Genomic DNA, 21,116 nt, shown 5'->3' on the forward strand with positions numbered 1-21,116 from the left:
AACCCTGGTCAGCCTCTCGGGATACGAGCGGCCTAGCACTCGCTAGGCCGCTTTCCTGTTGCCCCCCAATCGGATGCGACCGAATCGGAAGGCATCGTTTAAGCGGCCTAGCGTCGATTCTGAGAGCCTCACAGTGGACTCAGGTAGTCAGAAGGTAGTCAGGTAGTCCGCATTCGAGAGAGCGACACTGAGGCTGTCGCGTACCGCGAGGGAGCGGCGCCGCCGGCCAGGTCAACGAAATCCCAGGTCAGAATCCGACATTTGGTCAATATGTCTATGAAACGGATATCGGACATATGGCGCAGAGGTGCCATATGGGGCATATGCACAATATGGTATGAAGGTGATCTATGGTGCATATGCCGCATAAAGGATCTGCCCTCGATGGCCGGGCCTTCCGCGTACGCGACCCTGGCAGCTTCTCTAGGGGCGCGGGCACCTGGCAGGTTCCAGGGTAGCGGGCGGCGAGGTCCGGCCGCTTCTCAGGCGTCCGTCTCGACCCGCGGCACGCGGAGCGCTACGCCGGTCGCCGCCTCGATATTGGCGGCCCAGTCATCCAGGTACGCCTGGCGGCCAGCCTCGCAGCTAGCGCCTTCACACTCGAAGATCGCCCACGTGAGGCGGCCCCCGGCCTGAACGAAATCGTCGTCGGCTCCGCACCGCCACAGCTTCGCCGCCTCGGCGATCTCGGGTTTGAACACGGCCGCCGCATCGAGCAGCCGCTGAGTTTCCAGGTGGGCGATGACGCGGTCTGTCAAGGGCGGCGAGAACACCGGCGTGATGGTCAGGGCGATCGGGTCGAGGTCCATCGACACGTAATGCCAGTGCGGGTGCTCCATGCGCTCATCCTAGTGCGGAGTCGGGGACTACCCCTCCCCTCGATACCCCACCCCGGACCCTCCCCCCGGCACACCCCCCTACCCCGGGCACCCCACCCCGGCCGCCACGCCCTACCCGATCAGCCCGGGGTGGCGCGGCGCCGGCCGCGCCCGCGGCGGCCTCGCCCCCGCCGTCTCTTGCCCGTTCTTCTTGTGGTGATGGAACCCGCAGAGGGCTTGCAAGTTCGACAGGTCGTGGTTGTCGCCGGGCTCGATGTGGTCCACATCGGTCGCCGGGACCTCGCACGGCTCCCCGGTGTCGGCCCGGAGCCATTGGCACCGCCGCCGGTCCCGCTCCATGACGAGACGGCACCGCAGCGGCCAGTCCGCCGGGAGCCGTTCGCCGCGCCCGCTCGGGCGCTCTGACCAGCCTGAATATAAAGAAGCACACCCCTCATGTTGCACACATACCTAGGTATGTGTAACATTCGAGCTACCGGATTAGGAACCGAGAGAAAGGACAGACATGTCTGTAATGCGAGTTTCCAAGGGCTGCATCGATATCCTCCTCACCGCTGCAATGTGGAAGGACTGGCGCCACGACCTCCAGAGCACGGGGCCGCTGGCCTGGGAGAGCAAGAACGAGGACGGCACGGTCGCGCGCCATGTCTTCGACGACTGGGAGCCCGAGCCGGTCGGGAAGATGCTCGACCAGGCGAACCATGCCGTCTACGCAGGCCGGTACGGCACGGCCGAGGTCAGAGGCGAAGGGCCCTACCGCTTCACGCGCGTCAAGAGCTGCAACCCGGCCACCACCGACAAGGCGCTGATCCCCACCCTCGTGGCCTCAGTCGACAAGGAGATCAAGTTCTACGCGTATCAGACCAACGAGGGCCGCGGGTGGGAGGAATCCGAACCGTACGCCTTCTGCCAGGCGCTCCGCCAGCACGTCCTGTCGTTCCTGTGGGAAGGCGTCGACTCCATCCCGTGGGGCGGCGACACCGCCTACTACGACCGATTCGCCAGGTCAGGGCCGCGCTCCTAGCCCGAGGTCGGCGCACCGCTCGCGCGGTGCGCCCTCCTCCGGATTAGGAACCGAAGAGAGAAGGAGCACAAGCCGATGGGTTCGCCCGCACAAACCACGCTCAACTTCCCCGGCGCTTCGAGCGCGCACTTCTACCTCCACTGGGGATCGCCGCACTACCAGATCCCCAACATGGCCGCCTACGTGTTCGAGACCTGGTCCAACGGCCTGGACTGGAGCCTCGACGGTTACCGCTCCTACGTCGAGGCACTGAAGATCCAGGACCTCCCGACCGAGGAAGGCCCCGCCCGCAAGGACGCTCACAAGTGGGGTGTCGAGCACAGCTACAACTACACCTTCACCGAGGACGGCCAGGTCTCGTTCACCTACGCCCACCGCCCGATCGGCGGCGACGGCTACGCGCCGGTCGACAGCGGCGCCAGCCGCTTCGACCTGTACCAGGCGGCGCTGAAATGGCGTCGGGAACTGCGCGCCAACGTCTACAAGCGGCTCCTGCGCCACGGCCTCCGCTCAGGCATCGAGGACTACGACCTCGACCTGATCGAGTGCGAGTACCGCACCGCCAGCGAGACCCGCCCTGGCGTCGCCGAGTCGACTTCGGCTCAAGCGTTCCACCGCGGCCACGAGTGCTTCACCTCCGGATGCGCCCAGCCGCTCACCCTCGACCCCGCCGCACAGTCTTAGCAGAAAGAGCACCCTCGAATGATCAGCCAAGAAGACCGCGACCGCTACGCGCAGAAGGCCCTCGACCGCCTCAGCGTCCACGTCCACAACCAGCACCACGTCAACCTCGCCGGCGTCGTCATCCCCGACGAGTTCACGATCCAGCTCGCCACCTTCGACATCGTCCCGGGCTCCGGAGAGATCAAGGCGCAGCGCGCGCTCGCGCAGCTCTGCCTCCTGGCCGACGCCCGCCAGTACTGCATCGAAGGCGGCGTGAACGCCCTGTTCCCCGACCACGAAGAGCGGTACGAGCGCATCTACACCGCGTTCGGCTTCACCGGGACCGGCGACGGGCTCGCCAAGCGCGTCTACCGGAGGGAGCCCGACCCGAGCGGCACCCACGAGCACCGCACCCGGCGCGTCCGCGCCGCCGAGGTCAAGTCCGGCGACATCGTCCGCCAGGTCGTCATCGACCGCCACGGGGCGGTCCAGTGGCACACGGTCAAGCGGACCTCCCACCACCCGTACGGTGTCGCGCACATTGAGTTCGAGTCGACGAACGGGTTCTACTGGACGCTGCCCGCGCAGCGGGCCGTGATGATCGAGGACCTGAACGGCTAGAAACCGAACGAGGGGCCCGCTCCGGCGGGTCCCTCCCGACCGCGAAAGGAGGCGACCATGACCGCGACCCCCACCATGACCGAAGTTCCCGTTCTCCAGCTCAGGTACCCTGAGTCCGAACTTGGACAGGGAGGGGGCGCGTCAGTGGTGGAACAGAAGCCGCGAATCACCGCCGAGGAACTCGCCGCCCTCGACGCAGGCAGGATCACCCAAGCTGACCTCGCACGCAGCAAGGGCGTCAGCCGCGCCACGATCAGCCGATGGACGCGCAAGACCCCCGGTGCTCCCGTCCCCTACCGGACCCAGCTCGCGCCATTCTGGCCCTGGAAGGTCACCACCAGCCACCAGCGGGCAGCCGCCTACATGCGCGCTTTCGATCACCTCCGCGTCCGAATCTCCGGCGCTGAACTTGACGACGAGCGCACTTCCAAGCTCATCGCCTGGTACAGGGCGATCCGGGCCAACGGCGAAGTCCTCGCCTACGATCCGGACGCCCCGCCCACAGCGTGGAGGGTCAAGCACGGAGGATTCGAGTACCTCGAACGCGAACCCGCGGACAAGGACCTCCTGATCCGTGTTCCCGACCCCGAATGGTGGACCGAGGAGCGCCGGGCGGCCTGGAAGCTCCCGAAGGACCTCCCCGAGGGATAGCACTGGGGCGAGCCGAGGGTTAGGCTCGCGGGATATCGCCCTCCGGGGCGCTGGCGCCGCCACGAGCGGCGAGGGTTGCAACGAAACGCGCCCGCGATCTAGCGGGCTCAGTTTTCATGCCCTGCAACCGTAAAGGGAAAGCACTCATGGTCGACGAACAGGACCAGGACCGCATCATCCGCCTCGACGAGGATCGCACGGACAGGCCCTATGTCCTTGGCCGCATCATCGCCCTCATCGAGGAGACCATCCGGGCCGGAACCGGCGAGCGGGCCCGCGACGCCTACAAGGAGACCCATTGGCCGGACGCGGTCGCCGGCCGCGCCCGCCGCGCGATCGTCCAGGGCGAACAGAAAGCCTCCCTCGCCATGAAGGCGCTGCGGCACCGAGCGCCGAAGCGCGCCGCCTACCTCGAACGGACGAAGAGCGCACTGTTCGGCCTGATCGACGAGGTCCCCGAGCACCTCGGCCAGCACGACAGCTTGATCCTGAATCTCGGCTACCAGCACCAATCCGCCGACCTGCGCGGCCTGACATCCAAGGTGGTCAAGGACCCCGACACGCAGGATTGAAGCCACGTACGCGGAGAGCAAACGGGAAACCCCCGGCCATGAGGCCGGGGGTTCTGTCGTTTCTACAGGTCGTCGAGGCTCGTGATGTTGAGCGTGCCGTTCACTTGAGTGACCTTCTTCGGGGCACCGCCGTAGTAGTTGTTTTGGAAGACCGGGCTACCGCCAGTCGCGGGCGGCGAAGCCTGCTCGTCCTCCTCGATCACCTCGGCCTCGACGAACGGGGGTTCCTCGTCGACCTGGAGGCCGAGCTTCTTCCGGTATGCCTGGACGACGGATTCGACCGAGCCGTCTTCCCGGGGTTCGATGTCCATGTGGGGTCCTCCGGATCAAGTTGTGTCGGGTATCCGACACTTTACCGTCGCGAAGCTGGTCATGGGGGTTCGAGGGGAACGCAAAAACGCGCCCCCCTAGGGTGGGGAGCGCGCCTCGAAGGTGCGGGGCGGCTAGGCGATCTCGCCGGACTTGATGCCGGTAAGCAGGGATCCAAAGGCATTGGTGGACAGAGGGAAACGGGGAGATTCCATGCCAAGCTTGGAGTCCCGAACCTCGAAGCCGTCACCAGTGGCGCGGGCCTCGACGCAGTCACTGCCATTGCCGTTGTTGGCGCTTCGGCTGCTCTTGCGCCATCCCTCTCCAGCCTGGAGCGCTCGCGTGCTCTCTGTGTTGTGGCTGGTCATCTCGTCACGTCCTTCAACTTAGCCTTAAGGAGATCGATGCTCTGAACTTCATTCAGAGCTTCATCGTTCCAGAGGGACTCAAATCCCTCTGCTATCCAGTCTATGTCAGGCGATTCTGCGTAGACCGTTCCGGCAGGGCTGTCCGTAGCAACCACGGTCGGCCAGTCGTTGCGCATCTCAAACAGGGTGAACCCCGTCTCGACACTCAAACCGATGTGCTTCCAGACACCGCGGGGAAGCGCCCTCAGTTCGACTTGCGGAAGCCCAGCGGTGTCGATCAAGTGGCTGATCTGACCAGACATCACGGTATTCCCACCGACATGGTGGTCGAGAACCGTCTCCAGGAACAGAACTCGCACGATCGGTCCGCCGGGGTCTTGGATTAGCGATCCTCGAATCTGGCGAGTCTCAAGCCATCGATTCGCCTGCTCGGCGTCCTCTTCATCGGTCCGAACCTCGAACAGAGTACGTGCATAATCGGGAGTCTGGATCAGACCGGGCACCACAACAGTGCTCAGGATGAGCATCCGTTGAGCGTTCTCTTCCAGCCAGATGAAGTTAGCCAAGCCGCTGCCGATTCCGTGCCCATCTGCCCACCCTCGCTGGGTGACCTCTTGCGCAAGTTTGAGCAGATTTGCGCGAGTCTTCAGGTCCCTGACTCGGTAGAGGTCGAGGAGACCTGGAAGCTCATCGATCGAGATTGGGAACTCGCCTCGCTCGAACCGGGACACGACCGCGCGCTGCTTACCCAAGAACTGTGCGACTGCCTGGACCTCGACATCCGCGGCTTTCCGAAGCTCTTGCAGCTCCTTGCCGAGCCATCGAGCCCTGATGGTTGGCTGCTTGCCTACGTCCTCCACGAGTGCCCCCTCCGGTAGGTGGTCAGGATACCCAGGCCAATCGGCATGCCTGTGGGGTGGAGCTTACCCCAGTTGCTACACGAGGCGAAATCTCCGAATGCTGCATGGTCATGCTACGTTGCGTTCTAGATCTTGATGTGCCATCATCAACACGTGGCGTTCGGCACAGTATGACGCGTTCGCCGCATGTGACATAACCCTGGTCGGGCGCTGCTCGAACGGCCGGAACCCTGATGGACTCGGCGACGAGGAAGTTTGGTGGGGTTCCAGCTCGACCGGCCCGCCCACTTCGGGGCTTCTCGAAGAGGTGGGGGTGGGCGGGCCACTCCATAACTGAAGACCACGACGTTTCATCCACGCCGCACACAAGACGGCGGCCCACGTCAGGCTAGGTTCCCTGCAAAAGTCCCTTGTCCTGGCGTGGGCCGCTCAAGCGGCACATGAAGAGAAACGGTCCTTCTCTCATGACCTTCGCCCTATCCTACGACCCGACGCTGTGGCACGCAAAAGCCACGATCGCCAAGCACCAACCCATCCCGATCCTCTTCGGGCTCCTCTATCAGTGCGAGGCGTTCGACTGCCGCGAGATCACCCGCCGCAAGGGCTGCACGACTCGACGGAAGAACCTGGAGACCTACAACAAGAGGGCTGAACCTGCCGAGAAGCGCCGCTCCGTCGATGCCGGGTACCTGTTCAGCAATACAGAGGCCCTCAACATCCTTCCGCCCAAACCCAAGAAACCCGCTCCGGCTCCGGTGCCGGCCATCCCTGCGCAGCGGCCCCCGGCCCCGATCGAGCAACGGCGGCCAAAAGGCCGTCGCTTCCGCCGAAAGCCCACCCCGCGGCATCGGTACCGCGACACCCGGCACGACTACCCGATCGAGCCGGTTAAGGGAGCGGTCGCATGAGCACCGAGACCGACACCGAATCCCCGGCGAAGATCGTCCCCGTCGCGGGCGGGATGGAAGACCGGTTGCGCCTGCGCTACACCGCATTCCCTGGCGACGACAGGGTCACCCTCGAAGATGCCGACGCCGGAAATGCGCTCGTCGCCACCGTCAACGGCCTCATCGAAGCCGACTACCCGCGCATCCTCTTCGAGCCCGAATACTTCAACCGGCTCAACTACTACCGCCGGGAGATCCGGGACACCGCGCAGCGCCACTACCAGCACTCCATGCGTGGGAGGTCGGTCCGATGAGCCAGATCGGAGCGGTCATCCCGCCGTCGACCAAGCGGGTGAGGATCGGCGAAGGCGAACGCGAGCGGGAAGTGGTCCTCAAGGTATTCCCCGGCGACGGCCTCGTGACGGTCTCGACCGTCGAGGAGAAGCCCCAGTTCGTCGGGACCGTCTCTGCGCTGAACCTGCGCAGGCCACAGTTCCGCGTCGAGGCTGAGTTCATCGTCGCATTCAACCGGGACGACCGCCGCGAGATCCGCGAGGCGGCTGACACGGCATACCAAGCCGCGCAGGCAGCGGCGAAGTCGTCGGCTCCCTCCGCCCCCGCGTCTCCGCCGACGATCCCCCCGGGACCTGGCACGAAGTACGTCACGGTCGACCGACTCAAGCTCGCGTTCACCCCCGACATCGAGCACCGGGCCGTCACGCTCCACACCGGAATCGGCTCCCCCCGCTACATCGGCCAGGCCCGGAACATCGGCGAGGTCGACGACGCCGAAACCGACCTGTGGTTGAAAGACCTCTGGCACGCCCGCTTCAGTGGCCCTGACCTCTCGCAGGACATCAAGGAGGCCGCCCGCAACGTCTGGCTGGCGGCCCGTGACGCGCAAGCAGTGAGAGGGGCACCGCATGGGTGAGACAGCGACCGCAGAGGCCGGACCGGTACGGGAGGCGGCGGGGCTGAAGATCGGCGAGTTCCACCTGTGCGCCGCCGCCGGGCCCGACTGGACTTACCGGGTGTATCTCCACGGCGGCAATCAGGCCCGGGTGGACAGGGTCTTTCCCGATCCTCACCGCGGTGTTGCCGAGGCGACGGACCTCGACCAGTACGACCAGGGCGGGGCGCACTTCGACTTCCCGTCTGACTGGGCCGGGAACGGCAATGCCGTCCTCGCCGAGGCCGCGATCGTTGACGCTTACAAGCGTGCGATCGAGGTCCCTGTGCGCTCCTCGATTCGCTTCGGCGATCTCGTCCTCGTCATGACCGCCACTCCCAGTACGGGGGTCGTTCGTGTCGAAGAGGAGCCCGGCGACGCGGAGCCACGGTGGGCGGCCACCTTGACCGCACCGCACAAGGACTACATGCAAGTCCAGGTCTCCTGGAGCGCTCCCGACTACGGAGACACGTTCGGGACCGACCCGGAGTCCGAGCCGGGCAGGTCCAACCGGCTCCGACTCGCCCGCGCGGGCTCAGCACTGTGGCGCTCGGCCGTCCGGGGCCGCCTTGCCCTGCCACGGCAGGCCCGAACCGACGACATCAACGAGCGGAGCGCCCTGCGCAATGGCTGACCCAGGAGCGCCGCTCGGCGAGTTCGAGCGCGAGGACTTCGTCTTCACCGTCTACCCGGACGGCGAGGTCCACCGCGTCGAGGCCCGCCGAGGCAACTTTCCAATGGGCCTGATCTGCCACGTCTACCACTACGCGTACTCGGAGTGGTACTCGAACTGGTCGCGGGACTCCTGGAAACCCTGGATCGACCAGCAGGCCCGCCAGGTCATCGCCAAGGCCGAGCAGGCGGAGAACGACCGCGCGGAATCCGTTGCGGCACAACTAGACCACATATCGGAGTAGCACCCGCGACGCGATCACCGCGCCGTCAGTTCGGCGGCCGGAAGGTCATCGCGAACCCGCTACCCCATCTTCACCGACTCGGGTGCGGCGGCGCCTCCCGATCCGGCGGGCTCGATCCCATCGGTCCGCCAGTGCTGCCGCACCCGTCCCACCATCAAGACGAGACGGAGCAATCTCCTCAATGGACGAAAAGTCCGAACCACTCAACCGCACCACCTTCGTCACCGCGACCGTGCTTTACCTGGCGTTCGCCATCATCTTCACCTTCGGCGCCGTCTTCATGATCATGGCGCTGTACGAGCTGGTCAGCCTCCAGCCCGCCTCCAGTTGGTCCGCCTTCTGCGCCCTGATCGGGCTTGCCTTCCAGCTCGCCGGGGTTGTCGGGCTCGTGATGGTCACCAACTCGCTGGCCCCCTACACCGGACTCCTGCCGATGGTCATGCCGAAGTGGAAGCGGAGCCATGCCGAACAGCACTAACGCCACCATGAAATCACTGGGCATCCTCCACGCCTTCGGGTACGACCTGCGCATCACCTACCACGAGTATGAGGGCGGCGCCAAGCGCTTCAAGGTGGTCGCCCTCGGCCTGTCTCAGGCGGACGCGCCCCTCGGCGAAGTCGGCCTCAGCTCTTGCGGCACGCTTTACCCCGCGCTCAACGCCGCCGCCAAGCACCTCGGATTCGGCCTGTCTATGACTGGCGGCGGTGTGCTCATGCGGTTCCTCGTGGAGATCTCGGCTGCCCTCGACAACGGCGAGGGGCTCGACGGCGAATGGGACTTCACCCACGACCCGGCCTCGCCGCTCGCGCGCGAGCTGGAGACGGCGGGGGTGAGCGCGTGAAAGGCATGATCCGCGCGTTCATCATCAGCCTCGCCGCCGGCGTCCTCGCGCTCCTATACTCCCGCACCGAGGACACGGCTGTCGGCGACATGATCGGTGCTCTGGCCTCGAAAGTCGGTCTCGCCGTCACCTACGGCGTCGCGCTCTACATGGTCGGTTACCTCGCCTACATCAAATGGGGAGGCAAGGAGACCGTCAAGGCGCACAACGAGCGGTCCGCGAAGCGGAAGCGAGACTGGGTGTTCGGGGGCGGCGCTGCGTTCGTCGTGCTCGCGTTCGGAGCGCACTATGCGCCGATCTAGCAACCGAGCCCTCGGACGGCGGTCATGAACGACAGTGAAGCAAGTGCGGCGGAGCCTAATTCGTTGCGCGACTACGACCGGGCCCGGATAGTCCACGCCTTCGAGGGCGACACGTTCGCGCTCGTGTTCGAGCCGACCGGCCGCACCGCCAACGAGTTCGTCATCGCGATGCTCGTCTACGACGGCGCGCGCCCGCGGCTCCGCGACCTGGCCGACTTCACCGTCTACCAGGACGGGAAGCTGCTCGGCTACAAGCGACTCGCCGACCTATACGGCTTCCGCGACGAGAAGATTCGGAAGTGGATCGAAGGCGAGCGGGAGACGCTCGCCGGGCTCGTCAAGTCCGCGTCTGAGTCGCCATAGGCCGGGGAGGACCTCCGTCCTCCCCTCGGGGCCGCCGCGCACGACCTTCCGCACACGACGCTCGCGCGGCGGCCCCACCACCACACCCCACCACGATCACGAAGGAAGCCGATGTCACCCACCCAGCACGATCACACCACCGGGGCCGACGAGGCGACCCAGCTTGTCCGCAAGGCCCCGCGATTCCAGCGGACGCAGATTGCTCTCATCGTCGGCTCCGCTCTGGCACTGGCGGCCCTGCGCAGCACGACCGGGCGCACGGTGCTCCTGCTCGGAGCCGCAGGGTTGACCGGCTGCGTGTCCTGGGGCCTCCTCGCCCGCTGACGCCGGTCCGCCGCCGCTTGGCGTCGGCCCCAGATCAAATAGAACGGCGGGCGGCCTATGCCGCCCGCCGTTTCGCGTCGCTTCGCTCTACGCCCCGGTGCGGGGCCGGGGCGGGTCTACCAGTTCGATCCCGATCGCCAGCACGCCGGCCGCCTCGCGGTCGGGCGGGTAGATCTGGCGGATGTTGGCGAGCTGGCTCTCACGGGTCGCGGTGGGGTTCACCGATTCGACGGACTCGTGGTCGAACATGTCGTCAAAATCGGCGTAGCGGTGAACGTAGGTCACTCGGGTCAGGACCTCGTCGCCCTGGCACTTGAAGCGGATGAGCTTGCCCGCCTTGAGGTTGCGCCGGGACGCATCGTTGACGCGGATCTCGGTGGTCTTCTCGCCGGAGGCGATGAGGTCGAAATACCGCTTGTAGATGCCCATCTCGTGAGCGCGGAACCGGTTGGCCTCTTCGGCAGGTCGGGCGTGCATGAGCCTGCTGAGTTCGCGGACGGTGTAGGAGCGGAAGAAGTGCTTGGGGTCGGCGAGCATGACCCCGACGAGCCACAGGAGCGCGTCAACGTAGCCGTCCACGTCGCCGGGGACGGTGGTGGTGTCGAGCATCCACGGCTCGACATCGGCCGGGAGCGCGGTCTTGCCGCGCTCGCGCAAGAGCGATTTCGAGAGCTTCGCGCCGGTCGCTGCGAGGACTTGCGGGGTGAAGATTCGCAGGGGGATCTGGGTGATGGGGGTGCCCATCGCCCCGAGCGCGCCGTCTACAAGCTGGGCGCCGAAGGTCCAGTCACCGCCTTTGATCATGACCGGCAGCACGGTCCGGTCTCGGCTGATCAGTCGCTCTTTCACGAGGTTGCGGTACAGGGTCGCGAGGTCGAGGTACGGCGTGTCGTCCTCGGGGTCGATGTGGACCTCATAGGGGCCGTGGTCCATGCACACGGCGGTGAAGACCGCGCCGTCCTCGTCCAGTCCCGCGAGGCGGGTGCGGTCGCCGCGCTTCTCGGCCCACCCGCATTCGGGGCACGGGACGCGGACGTGGACGTTCCCGTGCGAGGGCGCCAGCCACAGGCGGATGTCGTCGAGGTGTTCGAGGCTGCGGAGGAATTCAGCGCGGAACCCGGGTGTGGCCTGTTGGTCGGTGTAGGTCTCGACCGTGTAGTCCACATCGGTCGCATCGGCGAGCGAGTCGAAGAACGCCCGGTAATAGCGGTCGATCAGCTCGTCGACCCCGGCCTTGCCGAGCGCGTGGAAGTACGTGCGCTGGTAGGCGTGATGGGTCTCGGGGTCAAGCTCGACCTCATGTGGGGCGTTGTCCAGTGCCCCGAATCGGACGGCGGTCTCGATGCCGAACTCTTTACGGGCGTGCTTGGCGAGCGTGAACGCGGCGGCCTGGACGAGGTTGGTGCCCAGGTGCGGTGCCCCGTTGATCTGGGTGCCGACCACAAACTCGATGCGGCGCGGCCGGTCGGCGTGGACTCTGGGGCTCAGGAGGTCGATCGAGCGCACCAGGGCGTTCGCGAGAACGGAGTTCGGGGATACCAGGAGATCAGCCACGGGGGTCACCTCTCGTCACGGGTGGGCTTGGGGAGTCGCAGGTTGGCGCAGATGAAGTCAAGCCGGTCCGCGGCGGTCCCGGGCGAGACGAAGACCGGTTCGTATCCGGCGTTGTAGTAGCCCTGCACGATCAGCTCGTGGACGCGGCGTAGCTCGCGCTCCTTGGCCCACACAATGTCGTCGGGGTCCTCGAAGCGGTCGAGCGGGTCGAGGACGAATACCGTGTCATACCGGTACCGCTCGGTGGCCGCGTCCAGCTCGGGGGCAGGGGGAAGGCCGAAAAAGCCTTCCCAGCCGTAGCCGTCGGGGATGCCGCGGTTGTAGAAGCGGATGCCGTTGGTGTGGTTCTCGAACTCGTCGATGAAGGCGGCGAGGACTTCGAGCGAGTAGTCTCGGCGGTCCTCTTTGAGCAGGTGTCGGCCGAGCCTGTCGCGGTGCTTGCGGTAGATCGCCCGGCCCGGCTCCTCCTCCATGCAGGGGAGACCGGCCTTGCGGATGGCCTCGATCAGGTCGTCTTTCCCCGTGGAGGGGCCGCCGGTGATCACGTACCGCTTCGGCGGCTCCTCGGCGGCGTTGGCGATGGCTTGTGCGAGTGCGTCTGTCATTGGTCGGTGCTTTCTGGGATCGGATCGGTCGGGGCGGCGTCCAGGTAGGGACGTACCCAGGTCTGGTCAAGGTCGAGGGCAACCGCTACGGCGGTCCGGAAGGCGTCGGCGTCCCCGGCGGCTTCGGCGGCGGCGCGGATCTTCACGGCCTCTTCGGGAGTGAGCATGGGGCACCAGCCCGCCAGGAACATGAGGTCGTCGGGACTGGCCTCGCCGGGATAGATGTCGGCGAAGTCAACGGCGACATTGCGGGCAAGGCCCCACCGCCACGCCGCGCTCACCAAGGCATCGGCGATCTCCGCGGGGGCCTCGTCGAGGCTGATGAGTCGTTCGACGAGGAGCAGGTCCGCGCGGAGTGCGTAGACGGCCGCCCAGACGCGTGTCAATGCCTCCTCGTGGGCGGTGACCTCCCAGGCGAATGGGTCGGTGGTGATCGGCTGCCGCGCAGTGGCGGCGGCCAGGCGCGGGGCGATGAGCTTGGTGAGGCGGAACCGGTCGGCATCGGCGAGGAGTTCGGCCGTGAGCTGTTCGACCATCGCCGGTTCGATGCGCTTGCGGAAGTGGTCAGCCTCGTAGACGACGGCCTCGGCCGCGAGCGCGCGGCGCTTCATGAGGTTGAGCCCAGCGCCATCGTTGAGGCCGAAGAGGATGCGAACGCCCGGTGCCAATCGCTGATCGGGGTAGCGCGCGACGAGTGAGCGAAGAAGTCCGTCGAGAGCCTCGGCGCGGCTGGCTGGATCGGTGGGGTCGACGGCGCGGCCAACGACGCCGCGGAGTTCGAGTAGCGCTGCCGGCGGTGTGCCAGCGGTGAGGGGAAGGCCGTGGCGGAGCACGGCACGGAGCCCCGCCTTCACATCCTCCGCGAGTGGGCTTTTTGTGGTCATTCCCATATTCAACCACGGATGCCCAGCAAATGCCCAGACTTTCTCGGCGTGTCTCCGTGAAACGAGAGAGCCCCGCGCGTGCGCACGCGGGGCTCGACCTACGTGCGGATCGGGGTCCCCAATCTCCATGCTTCAGTCACTCGTCGCGCTCCTGCCGCTCGGCTCGGCGGCGCTTCATGTACGCCTGCTCGACCTCCCACACCTCCGCCTCGGTGTACTCCTTATCCGGGTCCAGGCCCATCTCGGCCATCCGCTCGCGGTCGAGCCGCTCGCGACCCGCGAGCTTCTCCCGCTCGATCTTGGACATGGACCCCAGGATGTTGACCATCAAATCCCGGCGCTCGTCGGACATGTCCTGTCCGATCCGGCCTGTTGCGATCAACCCGGCGTGCACGACAGCCGGGTCCGCCAGGACCGCATGGAAGTCGTCCCGGTAGGAAATGGTGATCTGCTCGCCCTTGGCGGCCCGTTTCACCAGCTCGCCAAGGATCTTCCGCGCCTCGGTCGCCGGATACTGAGTGGGCTTACTTGATTCGCTCATATCCTGACTGTACACTACAGTGCAGTCGCGTACACTGATGTACACTTCAGTTCAATGCGTTCCCCTCCAGCGAAAGGCGCACCCCATGACCTCCTACAACGCCTCCCGCACCGACCAGGACGGCAACCGTGTCTGCTCGGGCGGTTCCGTCATCGGTGAGGCCAAGGCCGTCAAGGACGGCAGCCACGACGTGTGGATCACCCTCGTCCACAGCCACGAAGGCGACCGCGAATGGTTCGACTTCGCGATGAACTCGAAGGTCCACCGCGAGGACGGCACGGTCCGCCAGGTCCTCAACTGGAACGAGAACTTCACCAGGGAGGAAGCGCGTGAGGCCCTCGCGACCTTCACCACCTTCGTCGACCAGCTCGCCGTCGATGTCGGCTCCTGGGACCTTCTCACCATGCCGCCTAAGACGACCACATAGCAAGGCGGCCCCGGTCTGGTGCGCTAACACCTCGCCGGGGCCTTCGCACCCATCCCCAACCCGGATTAGGAAAAACGAGAAAGGAACATCGGATGCACCCCCAGGCTACCCAGCTCCAGTCCAACCGCGCCATGCGCGTCCTCGTGTGGATCTGCCTCGGATCGGCCATCGCCCTGTGCGCGACCGGCGAGTACCACATGGCCGTCGAAGTCGGCTACGACTGGCGCCTCGCGGTCTTCTACCCCGTCGCCCTCGACGCCTACGCCATCGCCGCATTCAAGGTCCACCGCCAGCTCGACACGGCCGTAGCGATCGGCCTTATGATCGTCTGCAACTCCCTGTCGCACCTCCTGAGCGCCGGCCAGATCCCCGAGTCGAACGAGCTTACGATCGCAGTCTCGGCCGTCCCGCCCCTCATTCTGTGGCGCGTCCACGAGCTGGACGCCTTCCTGACGAAGACCATGCTCAAGGCCCTGTTCAACCCGCCCGTCCCGGCCGAGGCGACCCCGGCCGGGGTCCCCGCGCCTGCGGTCGCGCCTCCGGTTCCCGTTCCCGTGGTCGAGCCCGTCGCGGTACCGGCTCCGGTCGCTCCGGTCGTGCCGGACTCCCCGGCGGGCCTCGACGGGCTCGCCGCGCCGGTCGAGGAGCCCGTCCGGTTCCCTTACGGCGTCGCCCCGACCGGCATCCACCAGGAGGATGTCTGGGATGTCGTGGTGCCCCTCCACCGCAATCACCCCCGTCTCTCCGCACCCGAGCTGAAAGAGCGATTCAATCTCGTGCCGAGCATTCGCACGATCCAGCGGGTTGTGAAGGCGGCCAAGGGCCGAGACAATGTCCTCATAGCTGTGTAGTGATTGGATACCCCTCATGCCCCGCCGTCGCAGGAACCCCGTCGCGGTCACCTTCAACCGAGTCCGAGGACGCGCGAAAGCGCGCCTCGTTCGGCAGATCGCCGATCCGGGCGCGCGGCGGGTCGTGACGACGGCCCGGAAGTCGCGCAGGGTGAAGCGGAAGCTGAAGCGGATCTTCTGAACCTCTTGTACTGCAACGAGAAGCGGCCCCACCCTGGGAGGGTGGGGCCGCGCGGCCGTCGTCAGGCTATCGGGTGCATCGGACGATGAACCGCCAGGCGATCCGCCGGGCCTCGCGGCGCGAGTACCCGGTGTTCCTCGCGGCGGTGTAAACGCCGTGCGAGGAGCGGACAACCGCCGACCAGACGGCTGCGGCGATCTCGATCTTGGCGTCCATCATCGCGTCCTCCAGGCCCTCCTGGAGCCCGGAGAGGAGGCGGCGGGCTTCGTCGTCGTCGAACGTGCTGGCATTCGTCACAGGATCACCACCGCAGCGAGGTGTTGTAGGTGTAGGCGCTGTAGGGGCTCCGCTTGAGCGCGTCGGTGTAGAGCTTCATCAGCTCGTCGACCACGTCCGGCTTGCGGGGGGCGACCGTGATCGAGGTGATGGTGTCCAGCGGCAGGCGCATCGCGCGGCTGGACTCGCCGAGGGTGAGGATCGTTCCCTCAACCTTGTAGACCTCGGGGTCCTCGACGGTGAGGACTGGACCCTTCTTGAGAGCGACGGTGACGGTGGTCCGGCGGGTGCTGGTCTTGTTGCTCATCAGATGGTGCTCCATTCGTGTTCGTCGGCGAGGGCTTTGAATCGGATCGGGTTGGAGTTCATGGAGGTGACGACGACACCCTCAGCGACGGCGCCCGGAGCGCCGACGTAGGAGCCGTCCTTGTCGAGGTGGTCGAGGGCCCATGCGACGCGCTTCGTCAGCTCGTGGCCGGCGGCGGTCGCGACGCGCGGCACGACCCCGACATTCGGCGGGAGACCGTAGGGAAGGGCGTTGCGCCATTTCTCGTCGAAGAGAGCGAAACAGCGGTTCGACATGCCGTAGCCGCGCTGGATGCCCCGGCCGAACCACTCCCCGTAGTGGCGGCCCACACCCAGGACGGTGAGGGCTTCGGCGTTCTCGCGGACCCACCCGGCGAACCCGAAGTTGTCGCGGTCGCCGGGGGCGATCCAGCGGGTCCGTGAGGCGGCGCGGACGGCGAAGCACGCCCCATGAGTGAACGCGACGGTGACGCCGTAGTGCTCGGGGAAGTCGAGGTCCGCAGCGGAGACCCCGTCACGGTCGCCCAGGCGGGAGATCGCGACGCACGCGTTGGTGCCGTCCAGCTTTTCTGTGATGACGAACGGGGTCGTCAGCCTCGGGGTTTTGGGCCATTTGCGGTGCTCGTCGCGGACCGCGAGCAGCGGCGCGGCCTCGGGCCGCTCCAAGGTGGGTGTCTGCATGGTGGTGGGGCTCCTTTCGAGGGTGGGGATCTAGAAGGGGGGCGCGTCCTCGTACGAGGCGGACTGGGCCCGGCGCTGGTTGCCGCCCTTGTCGGGCCATTCCGGCGGGCACTGTGAGCCCCGCGGGCCGGGGCAGAACCACCCCGAGTACGGCTTGCCGGAGTTCGAGGAGATGCCGGACTTCCAGGTCATCTCGCCGTGGTCGCAGAACCGGCGCTCACCGCCGGGAGCGCTCTGGGGGCCGGGAGTGCCGTGGCCTGAGCGCTGGCCGGCGGGTGCGGCGGGCCGGGAGTTCTGGGCCTGGTTCTGGCCGCCGAGTCCCCGCCAGTAGGCCGAGATCGTCGAGGCCCGCTGGAGGAGTCCTTGGATCGCGGCCTTGTCGTCGAGGTGGGCGATGATGTCGGCGGCCGACCCGGACTCGAAGGTCAGCCACGGCGGGCCGTCTTCCTTAAGGGTCAGGCGCACGATCGCCGAAGGCATTGCGGGCGTGGGAGGTTGGGGTGCCGGGGCAGATACGGGGGTGCCCTGCCCCGGCGGCATCGACTGTACCGGTGCGGTCTGGACCGGTGTGGCCCACGGATCGTCGCTCACGTGGTGATCCTCCTAACAGGCACGTATGTGCTCTGTGGACATACGAATTGGTGAAGAGTGGACAGACATGTCTGAATGAAGTACCTGTTCAGGGGCGGGTGATGGCCCCGCGCAGGCGGGTCTTCTCCTCGGCGAGGTTGTTGAGGAGGTAGGTCAGGGCGCGGACGGCGCGGGCGACCTGGTCGGCGGTGGGCGCCGGGGTGGCCTGGGCGGCGAGGACGGGCCCGAACTTGCGGGTGAGGGCCTGGCGGTGGCGTTCGGCGACGAGGTCGAGGGCTTCGGCCAGGTCGGCGGCCTCGGCGAAGCCGACCGTGTAGGAGCCGGACGGGTCGCGGCGCTCCTCGACGGCGCCGGGGATGAGGCCGATGCCCTCCTCCAGGAGGGCGCGAACACGGAACACGGTGTAGAAGTCGGTGCCGTGGCAGCGCCGGCGGGACTCGGCGGCGGCGTGCGCCGCTCGGTACGCCTTGCGCCGCAGGGTCGACTTGAGTCCCGTGGCCGTGTACTTGTCGAGGAGACCGCGGGTGTCGGCTCGGTTGCGGGCCAGGTCGACCATGAGGTCCTGGGCGAGGTCGTCGACCTCGATCAAGCCGCGCGGCCAGGTCGCGAGTTCGTTGCGGGCGACGGTGGTCGCGAGGCGCAGGAGCCGGGCCCATTCCTCGATGCTGACCTCGGCGGCGGTCTCGGTGCGGGTGGTGGTGTCAGTCATCGGGGTTCTCGTCTTCGTCGTCGGGAAGTGGACAACACATGCACTCGTCCCAGCCGCCCGGATGCGGCCCGTGCCCGTATGCCTCGGTCCACCAGGCTTCCCAGTACGCTTCGTCGGAGCCGCCGGCGAGCCAGATTTCCGATGCGGTCCTAGACACCTGCGGGTACCGCCTTGGGGCCCTTGAGGAGCGCGTTCGCGCGCCCGGCCAAGTGCGCGTCGTTGAGGTCCAAGCCGTGCGGGCAGTGCTGGACGACCGCGGCGGGGATCTGGGAGGCAAGCTCATTCGCCCACTTCACGGACTGCCCGTCGTCGTCCATCTGCGCGATGATGCGGACCTTTTTGTATCCGGCGAACGCGCCGGCCATGTACGGCTTCCACGCCTTCACACCGGGCACGCCCACGGCGTGGAGGCCGTAGGCGAGGGCGGTCATCGTGTCCCACTCGCCCTCGCAGATGCACACCTCGTCGACCGGCGCGAGCAGGTCTCTCGTGTTGTAGAGGCGGTTCCCGTGGCCGGGCAGGGAGAGCATCTTCTCGTGGTCGGTGTGCTTGCAGGAGGGGACCATGCACGCGAACCTGATGGTCGCGACGTTCGGCCCGGAGTAGCCGTAGCGGAGGTAGGGAATCGCCATGCGGCCCCGGAACCGCTCATGGCCGGGGAAAGGCTCGCCGACGTACCCCAGACCCAGGCGCTTGATCAGGGCCGGATCGGTGATCCCCCGCCTTCTCGCCAAATAGTCGGCGAGCGGAGAGTCCTGTGCCTGCTCGGCGTAGCTCCTGGCTGATTCCAGGAGCGAAAGTCTCTGCTCGTTCGAGAGCGTCACGGTAGTTGACTCCTTCCTGGTCTCTGATGAGGGAGATGAGGTCGCCCGAGATCCCGCAGGAGTGGCACATGAACGCGCCCTTCCCGGGGTGGACTGAGGCAGAGGGGTTGTGGTCCTCATGGGACGGATCGGGGCACTTGCAGGGATTCCACCGCTCGGCGACCGTGCGCGGGGCCTCCCAGCCCGGGTAGTAGTGACGGAGTGCGGCGTAGATCGCGGGCTCGGTCATGACCGAGCGGCGGCCAACTCGCGTTCGGCCTCGGTCAGGTCGCGTCCGCGCGGGGCCAGGACCATGACGCCGGACTGCGACAGCCCGTACAGGGCGAGCAGGCGACGAGCGAACGCCTCTTCCACCGTCCACAGGTTCCGCTCGTGCGGGGCGTAGGAGTCGCCCCGCCGGTAGCGATGCACCACGATCCAGTCGGCCCGCCCGGCGTTGCGGGCCTGGGCGCTGGCGGCGTCCGCCACGTTGAGCAGGGAAATCGCCTTGGTGTTCTTGGCCTGGATGACCAGGTCAAGGAGCGGCGAGTCGATGTCGCCCCGGTCGGCGGGGCCGTACAGGGTGCCGTTGCGCGCCGCTTCGGGGTCGATGGTGCGGATCAGGTCCTTGACGTGGACCTCGAAGGCGTAGCCCTTATCTTTGCTGGCTCGCCCATTGGGGGGCCGAGAATTTCGGGTCACTGATTGCCATCCTGGAGAGATCGGCCTCCAGCTCGACGGTGAGGCCACCCGAGGCGTCTGACCTGCCGTTACGGTTCTTAACGACGCTGACGCCCAGGAGCTTCTCGCCTGCTTTGTGGAGGGTGAGGATGAGAGCCGGGACTCTGGAGATCTGCCCTTTGACCCCCGAGAGGGGGATGGGCTTGGAGGAGTCGTTGTGCGCGGCCGTGGTGTGGTGGAGTCCGAGCACGTGCGCGCCCGTCTCGCGGGCCATCGAATGGAGGTAGTCCATGATGGACTCAAGTCCGGAGAACGGGTCCTCCGCGTTCGCTTGCGTGGTGCCCCGGATGTTGGTGACGTTGTCGACCACGATCAAATGCGGGGCCTCGCCGTAGATCTCAACGTAACAAGCGACGGCGGCCTCAACGTCGTCCATAGTGGGCGAAGGCGTGAAGTCGAACCTGAAGAACAGGTTCTGACCTAGGGTTTCACCGACTTCGGCGGGCCATGTTTGTGAGCGAACCCACTCGCGGGACTCGTCGAGTGACGCTCCAGTGAGGATGGAGATGGTCCGCGAGGTCTGGACATGGGAGTCGGAGTCGGCCGACAGGTACAGGACCGAGACGCCGGACTTGAGTGCGACGGTGAGGCCGAGCGCGCTTTTCCCGGTGCCGGCCGGGGCCGCGTACAGCGAGAGCTGGCCCCGCTGGTGCCGCGCTCCCCACCGCTCCAGGGAGCGGAAAACGGTGGGGAGCGCAGCGCCCGAATCGGCCCCGGCACGATGCGCCTGGAGCAGGGAGAACACTCAGTACCACTGGCCCTTGCGGCGCTTGTGCTCGTCGTTGACGACGTAGACGCGGGTCAGAAACTCCCGCTGGTGGCCGGGGCGCACACGCGCCACGCCCCAGTCGTAGCGGTAGAGCTTGTCCCCCCTCTTGTAAGTCGTCTCGGCGAACAGGATGTCCCGCCACTCCTCAGTGATCGCCACGCGCCCCCACGCGCGCCGCTCGAACACGCCCAGGTCGGCGAGCGCATCGAGGACCTCCTTGGGGGCCACGTCGAGGTCCGCATTGTCCACAAGGGCCTCGCGCATGTCCCACACCCGCACGCCCCCGTGTCGGAACTCCGAGCCGATCGCGACCACCGCTTGGTCGCCGAGGAACGCATTCGCCGACTCCAGGGCCATGACCTCTTCTTCGAGCCCGGTCATGGAGCGCCGCAGGCGCACGATCTCGGCGGCGTGCTCTTGTAGTTCGTAGCGGCCGGTACGGGCGATCGATGGTAGGACCTCATGGCAAACCCAGCGGCGGAACTCCGCGGCTAGCCGCGTCTTCGATCGGATGATGGCGTGGTACAGGCCGGGCTCGTTGACGACGCGAACGAGCTGGTCACCGCCAGGGGTGCGGAGTACACGCACCCCCTTTTCGTCGTCGGCCAGGAATCGGGTCAGGTCGTTGGCACGGCTGTATCCCAGGGCCGCGGCCATGTCGGCGGCGACGAACCAGGGGCCGTCCTCGTCGTCGCCGTTGACGACC

At 66.7% G+C, this 21,116-nt stretch carries 35 protein-coding genes and 1 pseudogene; 17 read left to right on the forward strand and 19 right to left on the reverse strand.

Features of this window, described 5'->3' with window-relative positions:
* Positions 1-482: 482 nt before the first annotated feature.
* Complete coding sequence (locus tag FAB82_RS17350; protein WP_136535803.1) at positions 483-839, reverse strand: hypothetical protein; 357 nt, start codon at positions 837-839, stop codon at positions 483-485.
* Between the two features lie 505 nt (positions 840-1,344).
* Between FAB82_RS17350 and FAB82_RS17360 the strand changes: the two genes are divergently transcribed.
* The 5 genes from FAB82_RS17360 to FAB82_RS17380 all read left to right on the forward strand — a co-directional run bounded on the left by FAB82_RS17360 (position 1,345) and on the right by FAB82_RS17380 (position 4,370).
* A complete protein-coding gene (locus tag FAB82_RS17360) occupies positions 1,345-1,863 on the forward strand; it encodes a hypothetical protein (protein WP_136535804.1) in 519 nt (172 codons plus the stop codon).
* A gap of 75 nt (positions 1,864-1,938) precedes the next feature.
* Positions 1,939-2,547, forward strand: coding sequence for a hypothetical protein (locus tag FAB82_RS17365; RefSeq protein WP_136535805.1), 609 nt, complete (start codon positions 1,939-1,941; stop codon positions 2,545-2,547).
* Between the two features lie 18 nt (positions 2,548-2,565).
* Positions 2,566-3,147: a hypothetical protein gene (locus tag FAB82_RS17370; RefSeq protein WP_136535806.1), complete on the forward strand. Its 582-nt coding sequence runs from the start codon at positions 2,566-2,568 to the stop codon at positions 3,145-3,147.
* A 57-nt stretch (positions 3,148-3,204) separates the two neighbouring features.
* Positions 3,205-3,798: a hypothetical protein gene (locus FAB82_RS17375; RefSeq protein ID WP_168801653.1), complete on the forward strand. Its 594-nt coding sequence runs from the start codon at positions 3,205-3,207 to the stop codon at positions 3,796-3,798.
* A 146-nt stretch (positions 3,799-3,944) separates the two neighbouring features.
* A complete protein-coding gene (locus FAB82_RS17380; protein ID WP_168801654.1) occupies positions 3,945-4,370 on the forward strand; it encodes a type I-C CRISPR-associated protein Cas8c/Csd1 in 426 nt (141 codons plus the stop codon).
* Between the two features lie 62 nt (positions 4,371-4,432).
* On the opposite strand, the gene FAB82_RS17385 is transcribed toward FAB82_RS17380, so the two are convergent.
* From FAB82_RS17385 to FAB82_RS17395, 3 genes are all read right to left on the reverse strand, one after another.
* Entirely contained in the window at positions 4,433-4,681 is a 249-nt protein-coding gene (locus FAB82_RS17385) for a hypothetical protein (protein WP_136535809.1), read from the reverse strand.
* A 132-nt stretch (positions 4,682-4,813) separates the two neighbouring features.
* Entirely contained in the window at positions 4,814-5,047 is a 234-nt protein-coding gene (locus FAB82_RS17390; RefSeq protein WP_136535810.1) for a DUF397 domain-containing protein, read from the reverse strand.
* On the reverse strand, positions 5,044-5,907 hold the full coding sequence (locus tag FAB82_RS17395) for a helix-turn-helix domain-containing protein (protein WP_136535811.1): 864 nt from the start codon (positions 5,905-5,907) through the stop codon (positions 5,044-5,046). Before FAB82_RS17395 ends, FAB82_RS17390 begins: the two co-directional genes overlap by 4 nt.
* Before the next feature lie 464 nt (positions 5,908-6,371).
* Between FAB82_RS17395 and FAB82_RS17400 the strand changes: the two genes are divergently transcribed.
* From FAB82_RS17400 to FAB82_RS17445, 10 genes are all read left to right on the forward strand, one after another.
* Complete coding sequence (locus FAB82_RS17400) at positions 6,372-6,815, forward strand: hypothetical protein (protein ID WP_136535812.1); 444 nt, start codon at positions 6,372-6,374, stop codon at positions 6,813-6,815.
* Complete coding sequence (locus FAB82_RS17405; RefSeq protein WP_136535813.1) at positions 6,812-7,108, forward strand: hypothetical protein; 297 nt, start codon at positions 6,812-6,814, stop codon at positions 7,106-7,108. The genes FAB82_RS17400 and FAB82_RS17405 overlap by 4 nt, the downstream gene beginning before the upstream one ends.
* The gene (locus FAB82_RS17410; protein WP_136535814.1) at positions 7,105-7,725 is read left to right on the forward strand and encodes a hypothetical protein; all 621 of its coding nucleotides are present in this window, start codon (positions 7,105-7,107) and stop codon (positions 7,723-7,725) included. The genes FAB82_RS17405 and FAB82_RS17410 overlap by 4 nt, the downstream gene beginning before the upstream one ends.
* Entirely contained in the window at positions 7,718-8,377 is a 660-nt protein-coding gene (locus tag FAB82_RS17415; protein ID WP_136535815.1) for a hypothetical protein, read from the forward strand. The genes FAB82_RS17410 and FAB82_RS17415 overlap by 8 nt, the downstream gene beginning before the upstream one ends.
* Positions 8,370-8,660, forward strand: a complete 291-nt coding sequence (locus FAB82_RS17420) for a hypothetical protein (RefSeq protein ID WP_136535816.1) — start codon at positions 8,370-8,372, stop codon at positions 8,658-8,660. The genes FAB82_RS17415 and FAB82_RS17420 overlap by 8 nt, the downstream gene beginning before the upstream one ends.
* Positions 8,661-8,841: 181 nt before the next feature.
* Entirely contained in the window at positions 8,842-9,138 is a 297-nt protein-coding gene (locus FAB82_RS17425; RefSeq protein WP_136535817.1) for a hypothetical protein, read from the forward strand.
* The gene (locus tag FAB82_RS17430) at positions 9,122-9,502 is read left to right on the forward strand and encodes a hypothetical protein (RefSeq protein ID WP_136535818.1); all 381 of its coding nucleotides are present in this window, start codon (positions 9,122-9,124) and stop codon (positions 9,500-9,502) included. The genes FAB82_RS17425 and FAB82_RS17430 overlap by 17 nt, the downstream gene beginning before the upstream one ends.
* On the forward strand, positions 9,499-9,804 hold the full coding sequence (locus tag FAB82_RS17435) for a hypothetical protein (protein ID WP_136535819.1): 306 nt from the start codon (positions 9,499-9,501) through the stop codon (positions 9,802-9,804). Before FAB82_RS17430 ends, FAB82_RS17435 begins: the two co-directional genes overlap by 4 nt.
* A 24-nt stretch (positions 9,805-9,828) precedes the next feature.
* The gene (locus FAB82_RS17440) at positions 9,829-10,167 is read left to right on the forward strand and encodes a hypothetical protein (protein ID WP_136535820.1); all 339 of its coding nucleotides are present in this window, start codon (positions 9,829-9,831) and stop codon (positions 10,165-10,167) included.
* Positions 10,168-10,278: 111 nt separating this feature from the next.
* Positions 10,279-10,491, forward strand: a complete 213-nt coding sequence (locus tag FAB82_RS17445; RefSeq protein ID WP_136535821.1) for a hypothetical protein — start codon at positions 10,279-10,281, stop codon at positions 10,489-10,491.
* An 87-nt stretch (positions 10,492-10,578) separates the two neighbouring features.
* Here FAB82_RS17445 and FAB82_RS28090 read toward each other — a convergent pair whose 3' ends face one another.
* From FAB82_RS28090 to FAB82_RS17465, 4 genes are all read right to left on the reverse strand, one after another.
* Entirely contained in the window at positions 10,579-12,045 is a 1,467-nt protein-coding gene (locus FAB82_RS28090) for an ASCH domain-containing protein (RefSeq protein WP_246039692.1), read from the reverse strand.
* 5 nt (positions 12,046-12,050) lie between these two features.
* Entirely contained in the window at positions 12,051-12,650 is a 600-nt protein-coding gene (locus FAB82_RS17455; RefSeq protein ID WP_136535822.1) for an AAA family ATPase, read from the reverse strand.
* The gene (locus tag FAB82_RS17460; protein WP_136535823.1) at positions 12,647-13,534 is read right to left on the reverse strand and encodes a hypothetical protein; all 888 of its coding nucleotides are present in this window, start codon (positions 13,532-13,534) and stop codon (positions 12,647-12,649) included. The genes FAB82_RS17455 and FAB82_RS17460 overlap by 4 nt, the downstream gene beginning before the upstream one ends.
* Before the next feature lie 136 nt (positions 13,535-13,670).
* Positions 13,671-14,075, reverse strand: coding sequence for a hypothetical protein (locus FAB82_RS17465; protein ID WP_136535824.1), 405 nt, complete (start codon positions 14,073-14,075; stop codon positions 13,671-13,673).
* Between the two features lie 85 nt (positions 14,076-14,160).
* On the opposite strand from FAB82_RS17465, the gene FAB82_RS17470 reads away from it, so the two are divergent.
* Both FAB82_RS17470 and FAB82_RS17475 read left to right on the forward strand, forming a co-directional pair.
* Entirely contained in the window at positions 14,161-14,502 is a 342-nt protein-coding gene (locus tag FAB82_RS17470) for a hypothetical protein (protein WP_136535825.1), read from the forward strand.
* 92 nt (positions 14,503-14,594) lie between these two features.
* Positions 14,595-15,353 carry a hypothetical protein gene (locus tag FAB82_RS17475; RefSeq protein WP_136535826.1) on the forward strand — a complete coding sequence of 253 codons (759 nt, stop codon included), beginning with the start codon at positions 14,595-14,597 and terminating at the stop codon, positions 15,351-15,353.
* A gap of 247 nt (positions 15,354-15,600) precedes the next feature.
* Here FAB82_RS17475 and FAB82_RS17480 read toward each other — a convergent pair whose 3' ends face one another.
* The 11 genes and pseudogenes from FAB82_RS17480 to FAB82_RS17525 all read right to left on the reverse strand — a co-directional run.
* Positions 15,601-15,831 carry a hypothetical protein gene (locus FAB82_RS17480; RefSeq protein ID WP_136535827.1) on the reverse strand — a complete coding sequence of 77 codons (231 nt, stop codon included), beginning with the start codon at positions 15,829-15,831 and terminating at the stop codon, positions 15,601-15,603.
* A 4-nt stretch (positions 15,832-15,835) separates the two neighbouring features.
* Positions 15,836-16,117, reverse strand: coding sequence for a hypothetical protein (locus FAB82_RS17485; RefSeq protein ID WP_136535828.1), 282 nt, complete (start codon positions 16,115-16,117; stop codon positions 15,836-15,838).
* On the reverse strand, positions 16,117-16,797 hold the full coding sequence (locus FAB82_RS17490; RefSeq protein WP_136535829.1) for an RNA ligase family protein: 681 nt from the start codon (positions 16,795-16,797) through the stop codon (positions 16,117-16,119). The genes FAB82_RS17485 and FAB82_RS17490 overlap by 1 nt, the downstream gene beginning before the upstream one ends.
* Positions 16,798-16,827: 30 nt before the next feature.
* Complete coding sequence (locus FAB82_RS17495) at positions 16,828-17,388, reverse strand: hypothetical protein (RefSeq protein WP_484103623.1); 561 nt, start codon at positions 17,386-17,388, stop codon at positions 16,828-16,830.
* Between the two features lie 88 nt (positions 17,389-17,476).
* Entirely contained in the window at positions 17,477-18,097 is a 621-nt protein-coding gene (locus FAB82_RS17500; protein WP_136535831.1) for a hypothetical protein, read from the reverse strand.
* Entirely contained in the window at positions 18,090-18,254 is a 165-nt protein-coding gene (locus FAB82_RS27195) for a hypothetical protein (RefSeq protein ID WP_168801655.1), read from the reverse strand. Before FAB82_RS27195 ends, FAB82_RS17500 begins: the two co-directional genes overlap by 8 nt.
* Positions 18,247-18,921: a hypothetical protein gene (locus FAB82_RS17505; protein ID WP_246039693.1), complete on the reverse strand. Its 675-nt coding sequence runs from the start codon at positions 18,919-18,921 to the stop codon at positions 18,247-18,249. Before FAB82_RS17505 ends, FAB82_RS27195 begins: the two co-directional genes overlap by 8 nt.
* A 40-nt stretch (positions 18,922-18,961) precedes the next feature.
* Positions 18,962-19,150 (reverse strand): annotated as a pseudogene (locus FAB82_RS28925) (CHC2 zinc finger domain-containing protein); the annotation flags it as partial.
* A complete protein-coding gene (locus FAB82_RS17515; protein ID WP_136535834.1) occupies positions 19,147-19,602 on the reverse strand; it encodes a hypothetical protein in 456 nt (151 codons plus the stop codon). The gene FAB82_RS17515 and the pseudogene FAB82_RS28925, both read right to left, overlap by 4 nt.
* Entirely contained in the window at positions 19,556-20,386 is an 831-nt protein-coding gene (locus tag FAB82_RS17520; RefSeq protein ID WP_136535835.1) for an AAA family ATPase, read from the reverse strand. Before FAB82_RS17520 ends, FAB82_RS17515 begins: the two co-directional genes overlap by 47 nt.
* Positions 20,387-21,116: BRO-N domain-containing protein (locus FAB82_RS17525; protein ID WP_168801656.1), on the reverse strand; the 730-nt coding region annotated here is incomplete at its 5' end.

It is taken from the genome of Glycomyces buryatensis (assembly GCF_004912275.1).
Classification (GTDB): domain Bacteria; phylum Actinomycetota; class Actinomycetes; order Mycobacteriales; family Micromonosporaceae; genus Glycomyces; species Glycomyces buryatensis.

Excerpts from the sequence above, each read along its gene's own strand:
- FAB82_RS17445 (WP_136535821.1), top strand. The coding sequence starts at position 10,279 with ATGTCACCCACCCAGCACGATCACACCACCGGGGCCGACGAGGCGACC.
- FAB82_RS17490 (WP_136535829.1), bottom strand. The coding sequence starts at position 16,797 with ATGCAGACACCCACCTTGGAGCGGCCCGAGGCCGCGCCGCTGCTCGCG.
- FAB82_RS17400 (WP_136535812.1), top strand. The coding sequence starts at position 6,372 with ATGACCTTCGCCCTATCCTACGACCCGACGCTGTGGCACGCAAAAGCC.
- FAB82_RS17470 (WP_136535825.1), top strand. The coding sequence starts at position 14,161 with ATGACCTCCTACAACGCCTCCCGCACCGACCAGGACGGCAACCGTGTC.
- FAB82_RS17410 (WP_136535814.1), top strand. The coding sequence starts at position 7,105 with ATGAGCCAGATCGGAGCGGTCATCCCGCCGTCGACCAAGCGGGTGAGG.
- FAB82_RS17365 (WP_136535805.1), top strand. The coding sequence starts at position 1,939 with ATGGGTTCGCCCGCACAAACCACGCTCAACTTCCCCGGCGCTTCGAGC.
- FAB82_RS17475 (WP_136535826.1), top strand. The coding sequence starts at position 14,595 with ATGCACCCCCAGGCTACCCAGCTCCAGTCCAACCGCGCCATGCGCGTC.
- FAB82_RS17465 (WP_136535824.1), bottom strand. The coding sequence starts at position 14,075 with ATGAGCGAATCAAGTAAGCCCACTCAGTATCCGGCGACCGAGGCGCGG.
- FAB82_RS17500 (WP_136535831.1), bottom strand. The coding sequence starts at position 18,097 with ATGACTGACACCACCACCCGCACCGAGACCGCCGCCGAGGTCAGCATC.
- FAB82_RS17440 (WP_136535820.1), top strand. The coding sequence starts at position 9,829 with ATGAACGACAGTGAAGCAAGTGCGGCGGAGCCTAATTCGTTGCGCGAC.
- FAB82_RS17375 (WP_168801653.1), top strand. The coding sequence starts at position 3,205 with ATGACCGCGACCCCCACCATGACCGAAGTTCCCGTTCTCCAGCTCAGG.
- FAB82_RS17430 (WP_136535818.1), top strand. The coding sequence starts at position 9,122 with ATGCCGAACAGCACTAACGCCACCATGAAATCACTGGGCATCCTCCAC.
- FAB82_RS17405 (WP_136535813.1), top strand. The coding sequence starts at position 6,812 with ATGAGCACCGAGACCGACACCGAATCCCCGGCGAAGATCGTCCCCGTC.
- FAB82_RS17350 (WP_136535803.1), bottom strand. The coding sequence starts at position 839 with ATGGAGCACCCGCACTGGCATTACGTGTCGATGGACCTCGACCCGATC.
- FAB82_RS17455 (WP_136535822.1), bottom strand. The coding sequence starts at position 12,650 with ATGACAGACGCACTCGCACAAGCCATCGCCAACGCCGCCGAGGAGCCG.
- FAB82_RS17415 (WP_136535815.1), top strand. The coding sequence starts at position 7,718 with ATGGGTGAGACAGCGACCGCAGAGGCCGGACCGGTACGGGAGGCGGCG.
- FAB82_RS17360 (WP_136535804.1), top strand. The coding sequence starts at position 1,345 with ATGTCTGTAATGCGAGTTTCCAAGGGCTGCATCGATATCCTCCTCACC.
- FAB82_RS17485 (WP_136535828.1), bottom strand. The coding sequence starts at position 16,117 with ATGAGCAACAAGACCAGCACCCGCCGGACCACCGTCACCGTCGCTCTC.
- FAB82_RS17420 (WP_136535816.1), top strand. The coding sequence starts at position 8,370 with ATGGCTGACCCAGGAGCGCCGCTCGGCGAGTTCGAGCGCGAGGACTTC.
- FAB82_RS17370 (WP_136535806.1), top strand. The coding sequence starts at position 2,566 with ATGATCAGCCAAGAAGACCGCGACCGCTACGCGCAGAAGGCCCTCGAC.
- FAB82_RS17425 (WP_136535817.1), top strand. The coding sequence starts at position 8,842 with ATGGACGAAAAGTCCGAACCACTCAACCGCACCACCTTCGTCACCGCG.
- FAB82_RS17380 (WP_168801654.1), top strand. The coding sequence starts at position 3,945 with ATGGTCGACGAACAGGACCAGGACCGCATCATCCGCCTCGACGAGGAT.
- FAB82_RS17390 (WP_136535810.1), bottom strand. The coding sequence starts at position 5,047 with ATGACCAGCCACAACACAGAGAGCACGCGAGCGCTCCAGGCTGGAGAG.
- FAB82_RS17460 (WP_136535823.1), bottom strand. The coding sequence starts at position 13,534 with ATGACCACAAAAAGCCCACTCGCGGAGGATGTGAAGGCGGGGCTCCGT.
- FAB82_RS17385 (WP_136535809.1), bottom strand. The coding sequence starts at position 4,681 with ATGGACATCGAACCCCGGGAAGACGGCTCGGTCGAATCCGTCGTCCAG.